18 protein-coding genes are annotated in these 14,388 nt (G+C 68.4%); 9 read left to right on the top strand and 9 right to left on the bottom strand.

Annotated features, from left to right (window positions below):
* Positions 1-2: 2 nt before the first annotated feature.
* Positions 3-617 carry an alpha-ketoglutarate-dependent dioxygenase AlkB gene (locus ABIC16_RS04910; protein ID WP_354290246.1) on the bottom strand — a complete coding sequence of 205 codons (615 nt, stop codon included), beginning with the start codon at positions 615-617 and terminating at the stop codon, positions 3-5.
* A 236-nt stretch (positions 618-853) separates the two neighbouring features.
* On the opposite strand from ABIC16_RS04910, the gene ABIC16_RS04905 reads away from it, so the two are divergent.
* From ABIC16_RS04905 to ABIC16_RS04880, 6 genes are all read left to right on the top strand, one after another.
* Positions 854-1,531 (top strand): murein L,D-transpeptidase catalytic domain family protein, encoded by a 678-nt coding sequence (locus ABIC16_RS04905; RefSeq protein WP_277967992.1) that lies wholly within the window; start codon positions 854-856, stop codon positions 1,529-1,531.
* A 101-nt stretch (positions 1,532-1,632) separates the two neighbouring features.
* Complete coding sequence (locus tag ABIC16_RS04900) at positions 1,633-1,863, top strand: hypothetical protein (protein ID WP_354290245.1); 231 nt, start codon at positions 1,633-1,635, stop codon at positions 1,861-1,863.
* Positions 1,864-1,976: 113 nt separating this feature from the next.
* Positions 1,977-2,978 carry a polysaccharide deacetylase family protein gene (locus ABIC16_RS04895; RefSeq protein ID WP_354290244.1) on the top strand — a complete coding sequence of 334 codons (1,002 nt, stop codon included), beginning with the start codon at positions 1,977-1,979 and terminating at the stop codon, positions 2,976-2,978.
* Positions 2,979-2,981: 3 nt separating this feature from the next.
* Positions 2,982-3,773, top strand: coding sequence for a glycoside hydrolase family 75 protein (locus ABIC16_RS04890; RefSeq protein ID WP_354290243.1), 792 nt, complete (start codon positions 2,982-2,984; stop codon positions 3,771-3,773).
* A 77-nt stretch (positions 3,774-3,850) separates the two neighbouring features.
* Positions 3,851-4,699: a hydroxypyruvate isomerase family protein gene (locus tag ABIC16_RS04885; protein ID WP_354290242.1), complete on the top strand. Its 849-nt coding sequence runs from the start codon at positions 3,851-3,853 to the stop codon at positions 4,697-4,699.
* Positions 4,700-4,722: 23 nt separating this feature from the next.
* Positions 4,723-5,115 carry a Dabb family protein gene (locus tag ABIC16_RS04880; protein WP_354290241.1) on the top strand — a complete coding sequence of 131 codons (393 nt, stop codon included), beginning with the start codon at positions 4,723-4,725 and terminating at the stop codon, positions 5,113-5,115.
* 209 nt (positions 5,116-5,324) lie between these two features.
* Here ABIC16_RS04880 and ABIC16_RS04875 read toward each other — a convergent pair whose 3' ends face one another.
* Positions 5,325-6,332, bottom strand: a complete 1,008-nt coding sequence (locus tag ABIC16_RS04875) for a zinc-dependent alcohol dehydrogenase family protein (protein WP_354292262.1) — start codon at positions 6,330-6,332, stop codon at positions 5,325-5,327.
* A gap of 383 nt (positions 6,333-6,715) precedes the next feature.
* Here ABIC16_RS04875 and ABIC16_RS04870 point away from each other — a divergent pair, with 383 nt between their 5' ends.
* The gene (locus ABIC16_RS04870) at positions 6,716-7,564 is read left to right on the top strand and encodes an oxidoreductase (RefSeq protein WP_354290240.1); all 849 of its coding nucleotides are present in this window, start codon (positions 6,716-6,718) and stop codon (positions 7,562-7,564) included.
* Here ABIC16_RS04870 and ABIC16_RS04865 read toward each other — a convergent pair.
* The 6 genes from ABIC16_RS04865 to ABIC16_RS04840 form a co-directional block, all read right to left on the bottom strand.
* A complete protein-coding gene (locus ABIC16_RS04865) occupies positions 7,549-7,704 on the bottom strand; it encodes a hypothetical protein (protein WP_354290239.1) in 156 nt (51 codons plus the stop codon). The two genes, ABIC16_RS04870 and ABIC16_RS04865, sit on opposite strands and share 16 nt — an antisense overlap.
* On the bottom strand, positions 7,701-9,005 hold the full coding sequence (gene lysA, locus ABIC16_RS04860; RefSeq protein ID WP_354290238.1) for a diaminopimelate decarboxylase: 1,305 nt from the start codon (positions 9,003-9,005) through the stop codon (positions 7,701-7,703). Before lysA ends, ABIC16_RS04865 begins: the two co-directional genes overlap by 4 nt.
* Positions 8,998-9,258, bottom strand: a complete 261-nt coding sequence (locus tag ABIC16_RS04855; RefSeq protein ID WP_354290237.1) for a hypothetical protein — start codon at positions 9,256-9,258, stop codon at positions 8,998-9,000. Before ABIC16_RS04855 ends, lysA begins: the two co-directional genes overlap by 8 nt.
* A complete protein-coding gene (locus tag ABIC16_RS04850) occupies positions 9,255-9,824 on the bottom strand; it encodes an SAM-dependent methyltransferase (protein WP_354290236.1) in 570 nt (189 codons plus the stop codon). Before ABIC16_RS04850 ends, ABIC16_RS04855 begins: the two co-directional genes overlap by 4 nt.
* On the bottom strand, positions 9,821-10,093 hold the full coding sequence (locus ABIC16_RS04845; protein ID WP_277968003.1) for a hypothetical protein: 273 nt from the start codon (positions 10,091-10,093) through the stop codon (positions 9,821-9,823). The genes ABIC16_RS04850 and ABIC16_RS04845 overlap by 4 nt, the downstream gene beginning before the upstream one ends.
* A gap of 168 nt (positions 10,094-10,261) precedes the next feature.
* On the bottom strand, positions 10,262-11,305 hold the full coding sequence (locus ABIC16_RS04840) for a rod shape-determining protein (RefSeq protein WP_277968004.1): 1,044 nt from the start codon (positions 11,303-11,305) through the stop codon (positions 10,262-10,264).
* Between the two features lie 375 nt (positions 11,306-11,680).
* Here ABIC16_RS04840 and ABIC16_RS04835 point away from each other — a divergent pair, with 375 nt between their 5' ends.
* Together ABIC16_RS04835 and ABIC16_RS04830 are read left to right on the top strand one after the other, a co-directional pair.
* Positions 11,681-11,983 carry a hypothetical protein gene (locus ABIC16_RS04835; protein ID WP_354290235.1) on the top strand — a complete coding sequence of 101 codons (303 nt, stop codon included), beginning with the start codon at positions 11,681-11,683 and terminating at the stop codon, positions 11,981-11,983.
* Positions 11,984-12,034: 51 nt separating this feature from the next.
* Positions 12,035-12,463, top strand: coding sequence for a hypothetical protein (locus tag ABIC16_RS04830; protein WP_354290234.1), 429 nt, complete (start codon positions 12,035-12,037; stop codon positions 12,461-12,463).
* A 13-nt stretch (positions 12,464-12,476) separates the two neighbouring features.
* Here ABIC16_RS04830 and ABIC16_RS04825 read toward each other — a convergent pair whose 3' ends face one another.
* A complete protein-coding gene (locus tag ABIC16_RS04825) occupies positions 12,477-14,294 on the bottom strand; it encodes a DUF885 domain-containing protein (protein ID WP_354290233.1) in 1,818 nt (605 codons plus the stop codon).
* Between the last annotated feature and the right edge of the window lie 94 nt (positions 14,295-14,388).

Below are 14,388 nucleotides of genomic sequence, written 5' to 3'. Positions count from 1 at the left end.
CCTCACACGCCGCCGCGGCGCGCCTCCATCCGACCGCGTTCGGACAGGCTGCGGAACGTCAGCGACCAGCGCGTCGCCTCGATCGGCGCGATGCTGTGCTCCCACGCCCAGCGCGCTTCGCCCGACAGGTGATAGATCGAGCGCGGCGCGAGCGGCTGCGCCTCGCGCCGATACGTCGCGCGCGCCCCACGTTCGCCGTCCCGCATCCGGAACCGCATCGTCGCGGGCGCGCCGAGCGATAAGCCGACGACATGCTCGAACATCGGGCGATCCCGATGCCACCCGATCCCCGCGCCCGGATCGTACCGGATCAGCAGCGCCTGGACGAGCGCGTCGGGCGCCAGCCCGGCAAACGCCGCCGCCCGCGCGCGGATCGGCAACAACACGTCCGGAATAGGCGCGACCGCGGTGAAACTCCCGCGCTCGAAATCATAAAGCCAGCCGTACGACGCGGTAAGCCGCTTGCCGAGCCACTGCTGGAAGCGGAACGGCGTCAGGTCCGCGGCCTCGATCGTCGCGATCACCGTTTGCTCCTCTGCCGGAGACAGAAACGCCTCGGCAGCGGTCAGTCCGGCGGGGGCGGGCGTGGCGAACAGGTCGGTCTGGTAAAAAGCCATCGACCCGATATAGCGACGCCCACCGTCGGCCCAATGCCGGGAATCCGCCCGATTCCAGCACCGACTCCGGCCTGACGCCCCGTCCAGCGGTGCGATTCGGCCAAGCCGAACCGCCGCTTTGCGACGAACCGCCCAAGTCGCGGGACGGAAACCGTCTCGAACGGGGATCGAACCCCGCCGATTAAGACACTGATACCCATTTATATGGTAAAGCAGAGCCATCAACGACGAGGGACATGTTCCAAACCGTGCAAGATCAGTCACTTACCATTTCACGTCGCGCATTTGCGGGCTCCGCCCTGGCAATGCTCGGCGCTTCGACCATCGTTCCGGCCCGTGCGCAGGCGCCCGTTTTCGGCCGGCCGATGGCGCCTGCCACGATCCAGCCACTCGCCTCCACGCGAGTCGTCCGCCCCGAATTGCTGCGCCATGCGCTGGCCGCGCTGCAGCGCCACGGGTCGCAGATTCCGCACCATGACCGCATCGCGATCGCGGATTTTTCGCTCTCGTCCGCGCAGCCGCGTTTCTATCTGGTCGACATGGCCAACGGCATGGCGACGACGCTGCTCGTCACCCACGGCAGCGGCAGCGATCCGTCGCACACCGGCTACCTCCAGCGCTTCTCGAACAACGAGGGGTCGAACGCATCGAGCGAAGGCGCGTTCGTCGCGTCGGACTATTACGTCGGCAAACATGGTCGGTCGCAACGGCTGATCGGGCTGGATGCCACCAACTACCGAGCGTTGCAGCGCGCGCTGGTGGTGCATTCGGCGTGGTATGCCGATCCGGAGATGGTCCGCACGCACGGCCAACTCGGCCGCAGCCAGGGCTGTTTCGCGGTCAGCGAAGGCGATCTCGACCAGGTCTTCGCGCGGCTCGGCCAAGGCCGGATGATCTATTCCGCCAAAGTCTAAGACTACCCCCTGCCGGGCATGACAGGAAGTTCATGCCCGCGATGCTGCGGCGTCATCCAGCGAAGCGCAGAACCGGGATCCACCCGTTGTAGAGGGATCTCATGACCAAGCTTCTCGCGCCCGCACTCGCCGTCTTCGCTCTGGCAACCAGCTCCATCGCGCTCGATACCGCCGCATCGGCCAAGGGCTGCATCCGCGGCGCGGTCGCCGGCGGGGTCGCCGGCCATTACGCGCACCACCATGCGATCGCCGGCGCAGCGGCAGGCTGCGTGATCGCGCACCATCACTACAAGCAAAAGGCCAAGGCCGCCGCAGCACAACCCGCGCGCTGATCCCGCGCGGTCTGCCGCTTTCCGGCGACAGCGGTATCGTTGTCGCCGGGAATTAGCGCGCGCGCATCGTGACGGCACCCCCGCGACCACCTCTCACCCGAAAGCCCGTCGCGATGCCCGCAAAAATCTCTCCGTTCGGTTCAGCGTTCCGCATGGTGGCAACGGCATTGCTGAGCCTGGCGACGGCCCCCGCCATCGCCGCGCCTGCCCCCAGCGGAACCGTCGCGCTGACCTTCGATGACTTGCCCGTATTCGGCGCAAAAACGTCGGCGGCGGACGGCGCGGCGATGACCACGCGGCTGCTCGCGGGGCTCAAGCGCGCGCATGACACCGCGACCGGGTTCGTCAACGAGGCCCAGCTGGCAACCCCGGATCGGGCGGACCGCGTCCGCATGCTGACCCAGTGGCTCGACGCCGGGATGGACCTCGGCAACCACAGCTATTCGCACCTCTCGCTCAACGCCGTGCCGGTCGAAACGTATATCGCCGACGTTGCCCACGGCGCACAGGAAACCGGCGCGCTGCTCGCCGCGCGCGGACGGCGCGAGCGCTGGTATCGCTATCCCTATCTCGAGACGGGCCTGACGCACGCGGTCCGCCACCGGTTCGAGGGATGGCTCGACACCCACGGCTACCGCGTCGCGCCGGTGACGATGGAGAATTCCGACTGGCGCTTCGCCACGCCCTATGACGCCGCGATCGCGCGCGGGGACCGTGCCGGAGCGGAGCGGATCCGCGCCGCCTACCTCGCCTACACCCGACAGATCGTGCCGTGGTACCGGCAGGCGGGCCGCGCGCTGTTCGGCCGCGAGCCCGCGTTCGTCTTCCTGCTCCACGCGAGCCATCTCAACGCCGCGAGCATCGACGATCTCGCCGCGATCCTCCGCGACCAGCATCTGCGTGTCGTCTCGCTCGACACCGCGATGCGCGATCCGGCCTACCGCACCCCGGACACCTATGTCGGGCCGAACGGCGACGGCTGGCTCGATCGCTGGGCGCTGACCCTCCACCGCTCCCTTCCCTATGCGTCGTTGCCGACCGTGCCCAAGGCGATCATCGCCGAAGACGCCCGGCTGGAAGGCGCGACCGATCCTCGAGCCGCTGCGACGTCCTGAACCATGAAACCTTTCCTGACCTGCCTCACCCTGTTGCTGGGCGCGACGACGGCTGCCGCGGCGCCGCCGTCGCGCCCCGTCCACGCGGCATCCGCCCCGTGGCCGGCGGGCGTCGCGCTCCCCGCCGGCGACCCCATCGACGAAGCGTATCGCCAGGAATTCGGCACGTGTGATCGCGCGGACCGGTTCCACGGCCACAAGGTCCACGGGTGTCGCAACGACCCGAACGCGGTCACCGCGCTCCGCCGCCTGCCGGGGAAGGCGGTCGCCTATGTCGCGAAGCTCGCGGTCGATCTCGACGGGTCACCATTCGCGTGCAGCCCCGCGCATGGCAGGATGGACCAATGCCCGACGTCGCTGATGCTCCCCGACGGCAAGGGCGGCGAGACGCCGGTCGACGCGGACAAGATCCCCTATGTCGTCATCCCGTGGGAAGGCCCGCGCGACGAACAGGGCCGCTTCACCCAAAAGACCGGGGTCGACGTCGGCGATTTCGGCGTGGTGATCGCGCACGGGCGGACGGTTCCGGTGATCGTCGCCGACACCGGCCCGTTCGAGAAGCTCGGCGAAGGCTCGCTCGCGCTGCACCGCGCGCTCGGCCGCGAGCTGTGCGTCGCGCGGACCGACGCGGGCACATGCCGCCGCGTGATCGAACGGATGGAGAGCATCGGTGGCGACGTCACCACCGTGCTGTTCCCGCACACCGCGCGCAAGGGCCTCACCCCCGCCACGATTGCGCAGGTCGTCCGCACCGAGGGGCTGCGGCACTGGCAGGCGCTGCAGAAGCGGGGCTGACGCGCCCCGCCCGACTCTATTTCCGAATTTATAAGACAACAGCTTGCCGTGCCGCACTTCTCATTTAGGATGCGGGCATGATCACGCGGCGCACCATCATCGGATCCTCCCTCGCGGCCTTTGCGGCAACGGGACTTCCTGGCCCCCTCCTGGCCGCCCCATCGGCCGGTCGGCTCAAACAGTCGGTCAGCCGTTGGTGCTACCAGAAGATCCCGCTCGACCAGCTCTGCGCCGCCGCGGCGAAGATGGGGTTGCAGGGCATCGATCTGCTCGAACCCGCCGATTACGAGACACCGCGCAAATACGGGATGCGCTGCACCATGGGCTATGCCGCCGCCCCGATGACGATCCCCAACGGCCTCAACCGGCGCGAGAACCACGATGCGATCGAACAGGCGTTCCGCGTCGGCATCCCGCAGGCGGCCAAGGCGGGCGTCCCCAACGTCATCGCCTTCTCGGGCAATCGCAAAGGCATGTCGGACGAGGAAGGCGCCGCCAACGCCGTCATCGGCCTCAACCGCGTCAAGAAGATCGCCGAGGACAATGACGTCACGATCTGCATCGAACTGCTCAACAGCAAGCGCGACCATGCCGATTACATGGCCGACCATACTGCGTGGGGCGTGAAGGTCTGCAAGGAAGTCAACTCGCCGCGGGTCAAGCTGCTGTACGATATCTACCACATGCAGATCATGGAAGGCGACCTGATCGCGACGATCCGCGAGAACATCCAGTGGCTCGGCCACTTCCACACCGGCGGTGTGCCGGGGCGTCACAATCTCGACGGCACGCAAGAAGTGGACTGGCACGCGGTCGCCAAGTGCGTCGCCGACCTCGGCTTCAAGGGCTATTTCGCTCATGAATTCATGCCGGTCGGCGATCCGCTGACCGCGCTCGCGCAGGCCGTCAAGACGTGTACGGTCTGAACAAGCAAGGGAGCAGCGTGGGGTTGGACCGGAGAGACGCACTGACAGGAATCGCCTTTGCGGCCGCAGCAGCGGCGATCACGGGCCCGGCCAAGGCCGCGGAAGCGGGCGGGCTGCGCCACCAGGTGTTCTTCTGGCTCAAGCGTCCGGGAAATGCCGAAGACCGCGCCAAACTGGTGGCCGGACTAAAGACGCTTGCCGCGGTCCCGCAAGTGCGCGCGCTCCACGTCGGCGTGCCGGCGGGAACCGAACAGCGCGATGTGGTCGATTCCAGCTTCGATGTTTCGGAGCTGATGCTGTTCGACACGATCGCCGATCAAAAGACCTATCAGGAGCATCCCGCGCACCTCGCCTTCGTCAAGACGTGCGCGCCACTGTGGCGCAAGGTCGTGGTCTACGACACCGTGCCGGCCTGACCGACGGTCGAACGCAAGCCCATCTCACTCCCCTCCCTGAAAGTGAGGGGCTGGGGGTGGGTTGGCCAGCGGCGCGCGCCACGCTCTCCCCAACGAACCCACCTTCCAGGAAGGGGAGACGGCAGGGGGCAGCAAGCTGCCAGGTAGCGGACCAGATACCGGCTCCCCAGCCCGCAAATTGCCCGCCCCCGCTTCCTCCAGCTACCCCCTCACCACTCCACGCCGATCTTCCCGAAATGCCCCGCGCCCACCTCATAACGGAACGCATCCGCCAACTGCTCCAGCGGGAAGCGGCGGTCGACCACCGGGCGTACCCCGCTCGCCTCCAGCGCGCGGACGAATTCCTGCTGTTCGCGGCGGCTGCCGACGATCAGGCCCTGCAACCGCGCCTGCTTGGACATCAGCGCCGCGGTCGGCACGTCGCCCGCACCACCGGTCAGCACGCCGATCAGCGAGATATGCCCGCCGACGCGCACCGCCGTGATCGACTGCGCCAGCGTCCCCGGCCCGCCGACCTCGACGACGTGATCGACCCCGCGCCCACCGGTCCACTCCAGAATCGCGCTGCCCCATTCGGGCGTGTCGCGATAATTGACGCAGTGATCCGCCCCCAGCGCCCGGGCGCGCTCCAGCTTCTCGTCCGACGACGAAGTGATCGCGACCACCGCACCCATCATCTTGGCAATCTGCAACGCCCAGATCGACACGCCGCCGGTCCCGAGCAACAATACGGTGTCCCCCGGCTTGAGTTTGCCGTCCACGACCAGCGCGCGCCAGGCAGTCAGGCCTGCGGTGGTGATCGTCGCCGCCTCGACCGCGTCATAGCCCTTGGGCGCGTGCGTGAAGGCGGTCGCGGGCAGCACCACCGCCTCGCGCGCGAAGCCGTCGATCCCGTCGCCGGGCGTGCGGCTGAAGTCGCCGATCGTCGGCGTCCCGTCCTGCCAGTCGGGGAAGAAGCACGACACGACCATGTCGCCCACTGCGAATTCGGTAACGCCGTCGCCGACCGCCTCGACCAGCCCCGCGCCATCGGCCAGCGGGATCCGGCCCGCAGCCTCTCCCATCCGCCCGGTCACGACGCCAAGGTCATGGAAGTTGAGGGAGCTGCCGTGCAGCGCGACGCGAATCTCGCCCGCGCCCGGCTGGCCCGGATCCGCGCTCTCGCCGAGCGCCAGCGTATCGAGCGTTATCGGATTGCCTACAGTAAACGTCCGCATCATGATCTCCTTGGTCGGGCACCATGCCCCGATATCGCGCGCTCAACGCCCGGCGGCGGCGACCGGCCCCGACGAAGGATGATGCAAAGAAGCCCCTCCCCTTCAGGGGAGGGGTTGGGGGTGGGGCAGTCCAGCAGAACTCCGCTCTCTGCGAGGCACTGCCCCACCCCAACCCAGCGTCGGGTCGGTCATGCCCCCGGCATGGCCTGAACAGCGCGGGGCGCTGTTCCCCCGACGCTCCTGAAGGGGAGGGGCTCAGAAACCATTCGACGCGTGCGGCAACCCTTAGCGCGAACGGATGCGGTGCCCGGTCGAAAAGCGATGAACTCCCCACTTGGTAAGCCGTTGTGCTGCAAACCCCTGACCCGGAAAGCGAAACGCGCATGGCCTTCTCCCCCTCCCCCGTATGGTTGATCACCGGCTGCTCGACCGGTTTCGGGCGCGACCTCGCGCAGTTGATCATCGACCGGGGCTGGCGCCTGATCGCCACCGCGCGCGACGCAGATCGCGTCGCCGACCTCGCCAAGGCCGCCCCCGACCGCGTCCTCGCGCTGGCGCTCGACGTGACCGACCAGGCGCAGATCGAGTCGGTCACCAACGCCGCAATCGAAAAGTTCGGCCGGATCGACGTGCTCGTCAACAATGCGGGCTACGGCTACCAGAGCACGATCGAGGAAGGCGTGGACGCGGAGATCCGCCAGCAGTTCGACGCCAACGTGTTTGGCCTGTTCGCGATGACGCGCGCGGTGCTGCCGCACATGCGCGCGCAAAAGAGCGGGCATATCATCAACATCACCTCGGTCGCGGGCCTCGTCGGGTTTCCGGCGTCGGGCTATTACGCGGCCTCGAAACACGCGGTCGAAGGCTTTTCGGATTCACTGCTGGCCGAGGTCGCGCCGCTCGGGATCGACGTCACCTGTGTCGAGCCGGGTCCGTTCCGCACCGACTGGGCGGGCCGCTCGCTCCAGCAGACCGAAAGCAAGATCGCCGATTACGCCAATACCGCGGGCAAACGTCTCGCGGATACGCGTGGTGTCAGCGGCAAGCAGGCGGGCGATCCCGTCCGCGCGGGCGAGGCGATGATCGCGCTGACGGTCGATCCCAATCCGCCGCGGCATCTCGTGCTCGGCAAATGGGGCTATGACGCGGTCACCGACAAACTCCGCGCCCGGTCGGCCGAAATCGAGCAGCACCGCGACGCCAGCCTCGCGGCGGATTACCCGGACGCCTGATCGCCGCCGCGCCGGTTCGATCCCCCCGGCGCGGTCCGCGCATGGCCGAGCGACAGGCGCCCGGTCATGCGCGGGCGGATCGCGCCGCTCGCTTCAATGCGTGCGTCGTCCGGTGCCCCCGCGTGCGGCTTCCCCGTCATGCCGCGCGCCGGACCGCAGGGCGTGCGGTCCACTCGGGCAAGTGCTGGTGCCGCAACATCGTCTCGGGCGTGATGCGGTCCGCGACGACCGCGAACCGGTCGCCGTCGACCAGCACTTCGGGAATCCGCGCGCGGCAATTGTACGTCGACGCCATCGTCGCGCCATAGGCCCCGACGGTGTGGAACACCGCCAGGTCACCCGCCTTCACCTGGTCGATCTCGCGCCCCGTGGCGAAAGTATCGCCGCTTTCGCAGACCGGACCGGCGATGTTCGCCACCATTCGCGCCCCGTTCGGTTCGACCGCGACGAAATCGTGGAACGCATCGTATAGCGCGGGCCGTGCAAGGTCGTTCATCGCCGCATCGACGATGACATGCGGGTCGGGCGCGCCGGGCTTGATCCACACGACTTCGGTCAACAGTACCCCCGCCGCCGCCGCGATGAAGCGCCCGGGTTCGAACGTGAGCGTCACGTCCCAGTCGCGCGTGACGCGGTCCACCATGATCCCATAGGCCCAGGCCCGCGGCATCGGCTCGCCCGGACGGTAAGCAACGCCCAGACCCCCGCCCAGATCGACGCGATCGATCCGATGCCCCGCACTGCGCAACGCCGCAATCAGAGCGCCGGTCCGACGATAGGCAGTCTCCAGCGGCGCGAGATCGGCGAGCTGGCTCCCGATGTGAATCGCGATGCCGCACAGGTCGAGCCCGTCGAGCGCCGCCAGCCGACCATAGATCGCAAAGGCATCGGCATAGGCCACGCCGAACTTGTTCTGCTTCCGCCCGGTCGAGATCTTGGCATGCGTCCCCGCATCGACATCCGGATTGACGCGAAGCACCGCGGTCGCCCGTACGCCTCTGGCGCGCGCGAGCATCGCCAGCATCTGCCCCTCTTCCTCCAGCTCGATGTTGAACTGCCCGATCCCGGCATCCAGCGCCGCGACCAGCTCGCGCCGGGTCTTGCCGACCCCGGAATAGAGGATTCCCGACGCGGGCATCCCCGCCGCCAGCGCGTGGACGAGCTCCCCGCCAGAGACGATGTCCGCGCCGTACCCCTCCTCCGCCAGCAGCTGCAGGACGGCGAGGTTCGGATTGGCCTTCACCGCAAACGCCAGATGCTTGCGCCGGATCGGCGCCAGTGCCTCGCGAAACGCGCGGGCGGCGCTGCGCAGCGCGGCGCTCGAATAGACATAGGTCGGCGTCCCCACGGCGGCGGCGATGTCGGGCAGCGCGACGCCTTCGGCATGCAGCACCCCGTCGCGGAGCGCGAACGGCTGGATGGCCTGCATCAGGTCAGTCATGGCGCTGCGCCGTCCTGCGCCCGCGCCGGGCGTGGAGCGTTTGCGGCAACCGCTTGTGCCGGCTGCGTTCGACCCGGAACGCGGCGGGCACGCGCTTGCCCTGGACGATCAGCACGAACCCGAACAGCGCGAAACCGAAACCGACCAGCCCCGGCAAACTGCTCTCCCCGATCCGCTCGAGCGACGCCACGACGCTCCCCGCCGCCAACAGCGCGACTCCGATGCCGCGCCACAGCATGTCCCGGTGCGTCATGCAGCCTCTCCCCGCACTGGCGTTTCGGTCGGTACGGGGTCGGCGATCACGGTCCGTCCGGCGCCCGCGATCGCACGCGCGCGCGCCTGATGCTGCGCCGCGTGGCGCGCGTCCCCGTGCCACAGCACGATGTCCGCCGGCAGATCGCATTCCGACCCGAGCGCGGCGACGATGTCGCCCGTCTCGAACGCAATCCCGATCGCGGGATCCCGCACGTCGGAAGCGGCGCTCCGGGCCCGCCCGATACACTGCGGCGTCGCCCCGATCCCGCGCGCCTCGATCGCCGAGAACCCCAGCGTCCGCGCATGGCGCACCGCGCACAGCAGCAGCGTCCCCGTCCCGCAATCCGCATCGACGATACGGACGCTGTGCCGGTTGGCGTTGCGCAGCGCGGTCAACGCCGCCGCCAGCGCGGCCCAGCGCGGATCGCGGCACCGTGGCGCGCGGCGCGGTCGCAGGAGGGTGCGCGGTCGGGGCGACCGGCGCGCGTTCGGGGACAGCATTATGCTGTGATCGGCCAGATAGGTCATCAAAATGTCCTGGAAATAGGGATCGGACGCGGTCAAGCCGCGTGGCGCCAATGCTCGGCGGTTTCCCACGGCTCGACCTTCGCGAACGAGATCGTCGGCACCAGCGGCGCGGTCGCGCGCACGATACGCGCGCCGGGCAGCGAATGTCCTTCGCTGCGCGCGAAGGCCATGGCGGTCGACAAAGAAATGAAGCGCCCCTCGAGGCATCCGCGGTTGTCCTGGACCAGCCAGTGCCCCGCGGCATCCTGCCCCACGATCAGCACGCAGGGCGGTTGGTCTGACGTCGAAGCGACGGTCGAAAGCATGATGCGACTCCTCGGCCCGATCCTGTCGCGCGGCCGGTGGACCCCGGCGGCGTGCGATCAAGCCAAGCGTCAGATAGGCGCGCGCGCCGTTAAGGTTCGAGAGCGATCGAACCCCGGCGGCATAAAACTCCCATATAGATCAGCGCGTCACGGCGGACACGCGCGCGGTTACGCGGTCGTCAACACGCCGTGGAAGACCTGGTCGTCGAGCGCTTGCCCCGCGCCGACAGCCACGCACGTCAGCGCATTCTCGGCGACGATCACCGGCAGGCCGGTTGCCTCCGACAACACCGTGTCGAGACCCGCAAGCAAGCTGCCGCCACCCGTCATCACGATTCCGCGGTCGAAGATGTCGGCGGCGAGTTCGGGCTCGGTCTTCTCCAGCGCGGACAGCACCGCCTCGATCACTTGCCCGACCAGATCGGCAAGCGCCTGCGCGATCTCGGCCTGGTTGACGGTGATCTCGCTCGGCACGCCGTTGAGCAGGTCCCGCCCGCGCACGCGCATTTCCTTGCCGACGCCGTCCTCCGGGATCAGCGCGGTGCCGATCGCGAACTTGATCTGTTCGGCGGTCGCCTCGCCGATCATCAGATTGTGCTTGCGGCGGATGCTCGACGCGATCGCATCGTCCATCCGGTCGCCGCCGACGCGCACCGAGGTACTGTACGCCAGCCCGCGCAGCGACAGGATCGCGACCTCGGTCGTCCCGCCACCGATATCCACCACCATCGCGCCGATCGGTTCCGCCACGGGCAGCCCCGCGCCGATCGCGGCCGCCATCGACTCCTCGATCAGATGAACCTTTCGCGCGCCCGCGTTCATCGTCGCCTGGCGGATCGCGCGGCGTTCGACCGGGGTCGCGCCCGATGGGATGCAGATCACGATCTCAGGCCCGCGCGACAGCCAGTTGCGCCCGCCATTCACCTTCTCGATGAAATGCTTGATCATCTGTTCGGCGACATCGATGTCGGCGATCACGCCGTCGCGCATCGGCCTGATCGTCCGGATCGCATCGGGGGTCTTGCCGAGCATCAGCTTGGCCTCCGCGCCGATCGCGCGGACGCGCTGCACCCCGTCCAGCGTCTCCAGCGCGACGACCGAAGGTTCGTTCAGCACGATCCCTTTCTCGCGCAGGTAGATGACGGTGTTCACGGTGCCGAGGTCGATCGCCAGGTCGCTGGAGGAAGGTGACAACAGGCGAGACAGGCGCATGGGCATACAATCTTAAAAAGTCGGGAAGAACAGGCCCCCCGGGTCGAACGGAATGTCCTTGGCCGTGGTCTTCCGCAATCGAGCGGTCAAGCCCGTCTGCGCCAAAATGACCGTTGATGACGTTCCAACGCCACGACCCGGGCACTGTCCGGGACGGACGCCATACTTCGCGATCCGCCACCTCCCGCGCGAACGAAGGTGTTAAGCCCGATAAATCCGGACTTTACGCCAAAGGTTGGTGGAGCCTGCCGCCAACACCGACCCACCGACTGCGCGTATCTCCCGGAAACTTGGTGTGTTAGTATATTGGCACACTTATCGCATGGGGCCGGATGCGCCGCATGGGCGGCGCCTCACACCGTCCGGAGTTTCCGCATGATCGTGCCCGTCCTGATTGCCGCAGCGAGCCTTGCAGGCATTACATCCCCCGCTCTCGCCCCCGCCGAACCGCCAGCGCCCGCCGCGCGCAACCGCACTACAACCACCAATACCTACCGGGCACGCTACGAACCGCACCGCGACGTCTATTGCATCCGGATCTTCGACGATCCCGCCCCCGCCGAGCCATACCCCGGTGCGACCGGGGAGACGTGCCAGTCGCGCGCACGCTGGGCAACCGAAGGGCTCACCATCACCGACCCGCGGCACGACACCGCCGCTTCCGCAGGAAAATCTTAAACCTGCCTGGTTTATCCGACACCCGCCGTAGCCAGTGTGGAAGACAAAGCCGTGCAGCGCCCGCTTTCGATCACCTTGTTTGCGGGTATGTTCGGCTTTTCGGTGATCGTTTCCGGGATTCTCGCGCTGTACGCGACGCAGACTCCCGCGTTCGGTTTCCCAATTGCGCCGGACGCGGCGGACACGCTGGCGCTGCGCATCAAGGCGATCCGCATTTTGGGGATCGCCTTCGCGGTGGCGATGATGCTGCTCGTGGTCTTCGCCAAGTCGCCGGCCGCGCGCAACACGCTCGGCCTGCGCTGGGTGCTCGGGCTCGGCACCAGCGCGGCGTTCCTGCGCGGCATCGGGGCGATCGCGCCGATGGGCGACAGCGATGTCGCGGTGATCGCCTTGTCGGTCATCCAGCTAGGGGCCGAGGGTCTTGCGATCCTCCTGCTCTACGGCGACGACGCCGCCCCGTGGTTCAAACGCCTGCGCTGACCACCGTGCGGCGTCAGGTTTTCGCGCGCTGGATGTACCGGCTGACGTTGTCGGCGAGCACGTCGAGCGGGACGTTCCCGCCCTCGACCACCGCCTGATCGAAATCGCGCACGTCGAACCGTCCGCCCAGCGCAGCCTTGGCGCGGTCGCGTTGCGCGACGATTTCGGTCTGGCCGAGCTTGTACCCGCACGCCTGCCCCGGCCACGCGCAATAGCGTTCGACCTCGCTGACCGCGTTGCTCCGCGGAAGCCCGGTCGCCGCGATGAATTCCGCCAGCGCCTGCTCGCGGGTCCAGCCCATCGCGTGGATCCCGGTGTCGATCACCAGCCGCACGGCACGCCACGACAGGCCCATCAGATACCCCAGCCGCCCTGCCGGATCGTCCCGATACATCCCCAGTTCGTCGGCGAGCATCTCCGCATATAGCGCCCAGCCCTCGGTATAAGCGTTGAACGCCAGGATCGATCGGATCAGCGGCAGCTTCTGCGCACATTCCCCCTGCCAGACATGGCCCGGAATGCCCTCATGGAACACCAGGTCGGGGATCGTCACCTTGTTGTGGATCGTCGGATCGCCGAGGTTGACCCAGATCTTGCCCGGTACCGTCCCGTCGAGCGACCCCGGGCCGCCGTACGCCGCGGGCGCACCGGGCTCCTCCGCCAGCGGCATCCGGCGGATTTCGAGGTTGCCCTTGACCAGCGTGCGGAACGCCTGCGGCAGACGCGGGCGGATCGCATCGATCTTGCCCTGCATGTACGCGACGATCTGCGCACGCCCGGCGTCGTCGTTCGAGAAGGCGATCTCGGGCCGCTTCTGCAACTCTGCCGACCGCGCTGCGACGGTGCCTTGCGCGAGACCGAAGCTCTTGAGGATCGTGTCCATCTGCGCCTGCAAGTCAATCAGCTGGGCGCGGCCGAGTGCGTGGATCTCGGCGGGGGTGCGCCGCGTGGTCGTCCCCGCGCGCAGCCCCCAGGCGTACCATTCGGGGCCGTGCGGGCGCGTGCCGAGACCGGCCGCATCGGTCGCCACCGCGCGTTGCGCGCGGATTTCGGCGAGCTGGCGCTCCAGCGCCGGGCCGATCGCGGTCCGCGCGATCGCTTGCGCGCGTGCGACCCAATCGCCCGGAATCGCCCCGCTCTTGCGCGCGAGCGGGCCGATCAGCGGGCCATCGGCCGCATCGACCGTCGCCAGCGTCCGCGTCAGCCCGGTGATCGTCTTTTCGAGCAGGAACGACGGCGGGACCAGCCCCTTCAGCCGTGCCGCCCGAATCCGAACCGTCTCCCCGTCGAGCTGCGCGGGCATCGCCGCCAGCCGCGCGAGATAGGCGGTCGCGTCGGCGGCGGTCTTTACCGGCTGGCTGCCGTCGAGCAGTTGCGGCACGTCGAGCCAGCTTCCGACGTTCTGGATCACACCGTACGGCGTGTTCCGCCAGTTGCCGATCGTCGCGACACCGTACGGCAGCGCCATCCCGTCGAGGGCGGTGCGGAACGCGCTTTCGGTCACCGAAAGGCTCGTCAGCAGCGACTCGTCGAGCCCCTGCCGCGGCACGCGCGCCAGATCGCGCAACCCGTCCGACAGGAAGCGCTGGCGCCGCGCCACGCCGTCCGGGGACCGATCGTCGAGCCGCCCGCGCAGCCCGGCATGCGCGCCGGTATCGACCCCGAGACTGGTCGCCTGCGCCGGATCGATGTCGAGCAATCCCCAGGCGAGCCGGTCGAGCAACGCGGCGGCGGACGGCGCGGGCGCAGCGATCGCGGGGGCAGCGGCGATCGCGGCGGCCCCGGTCAGGGCGGCAAGCGTATCGCGGCGGGAAAGCATAGGGATGGTCATTGCCACCAGATGCCGCCTGCGACACCGCAGGTCAAACCACGGCAGAAGCCTTCCGAGGCGTGGGACAGGTCGCGTCCATGTCGCGACCTGTCCC

This window comes from Sphingomonas sp. PvP055 (assembly GCF_040546365.1).
Lineage (GTDB): Bacteria > Pseudomonadota > Alphaproteobacteria > Sphingomonadales > Sphingomonadaceae > Sphingomonas > Sphingomonas echinoides_A.
This window is presented reverse-complemented; position numbering and strand designations above follow the sequence as displayed.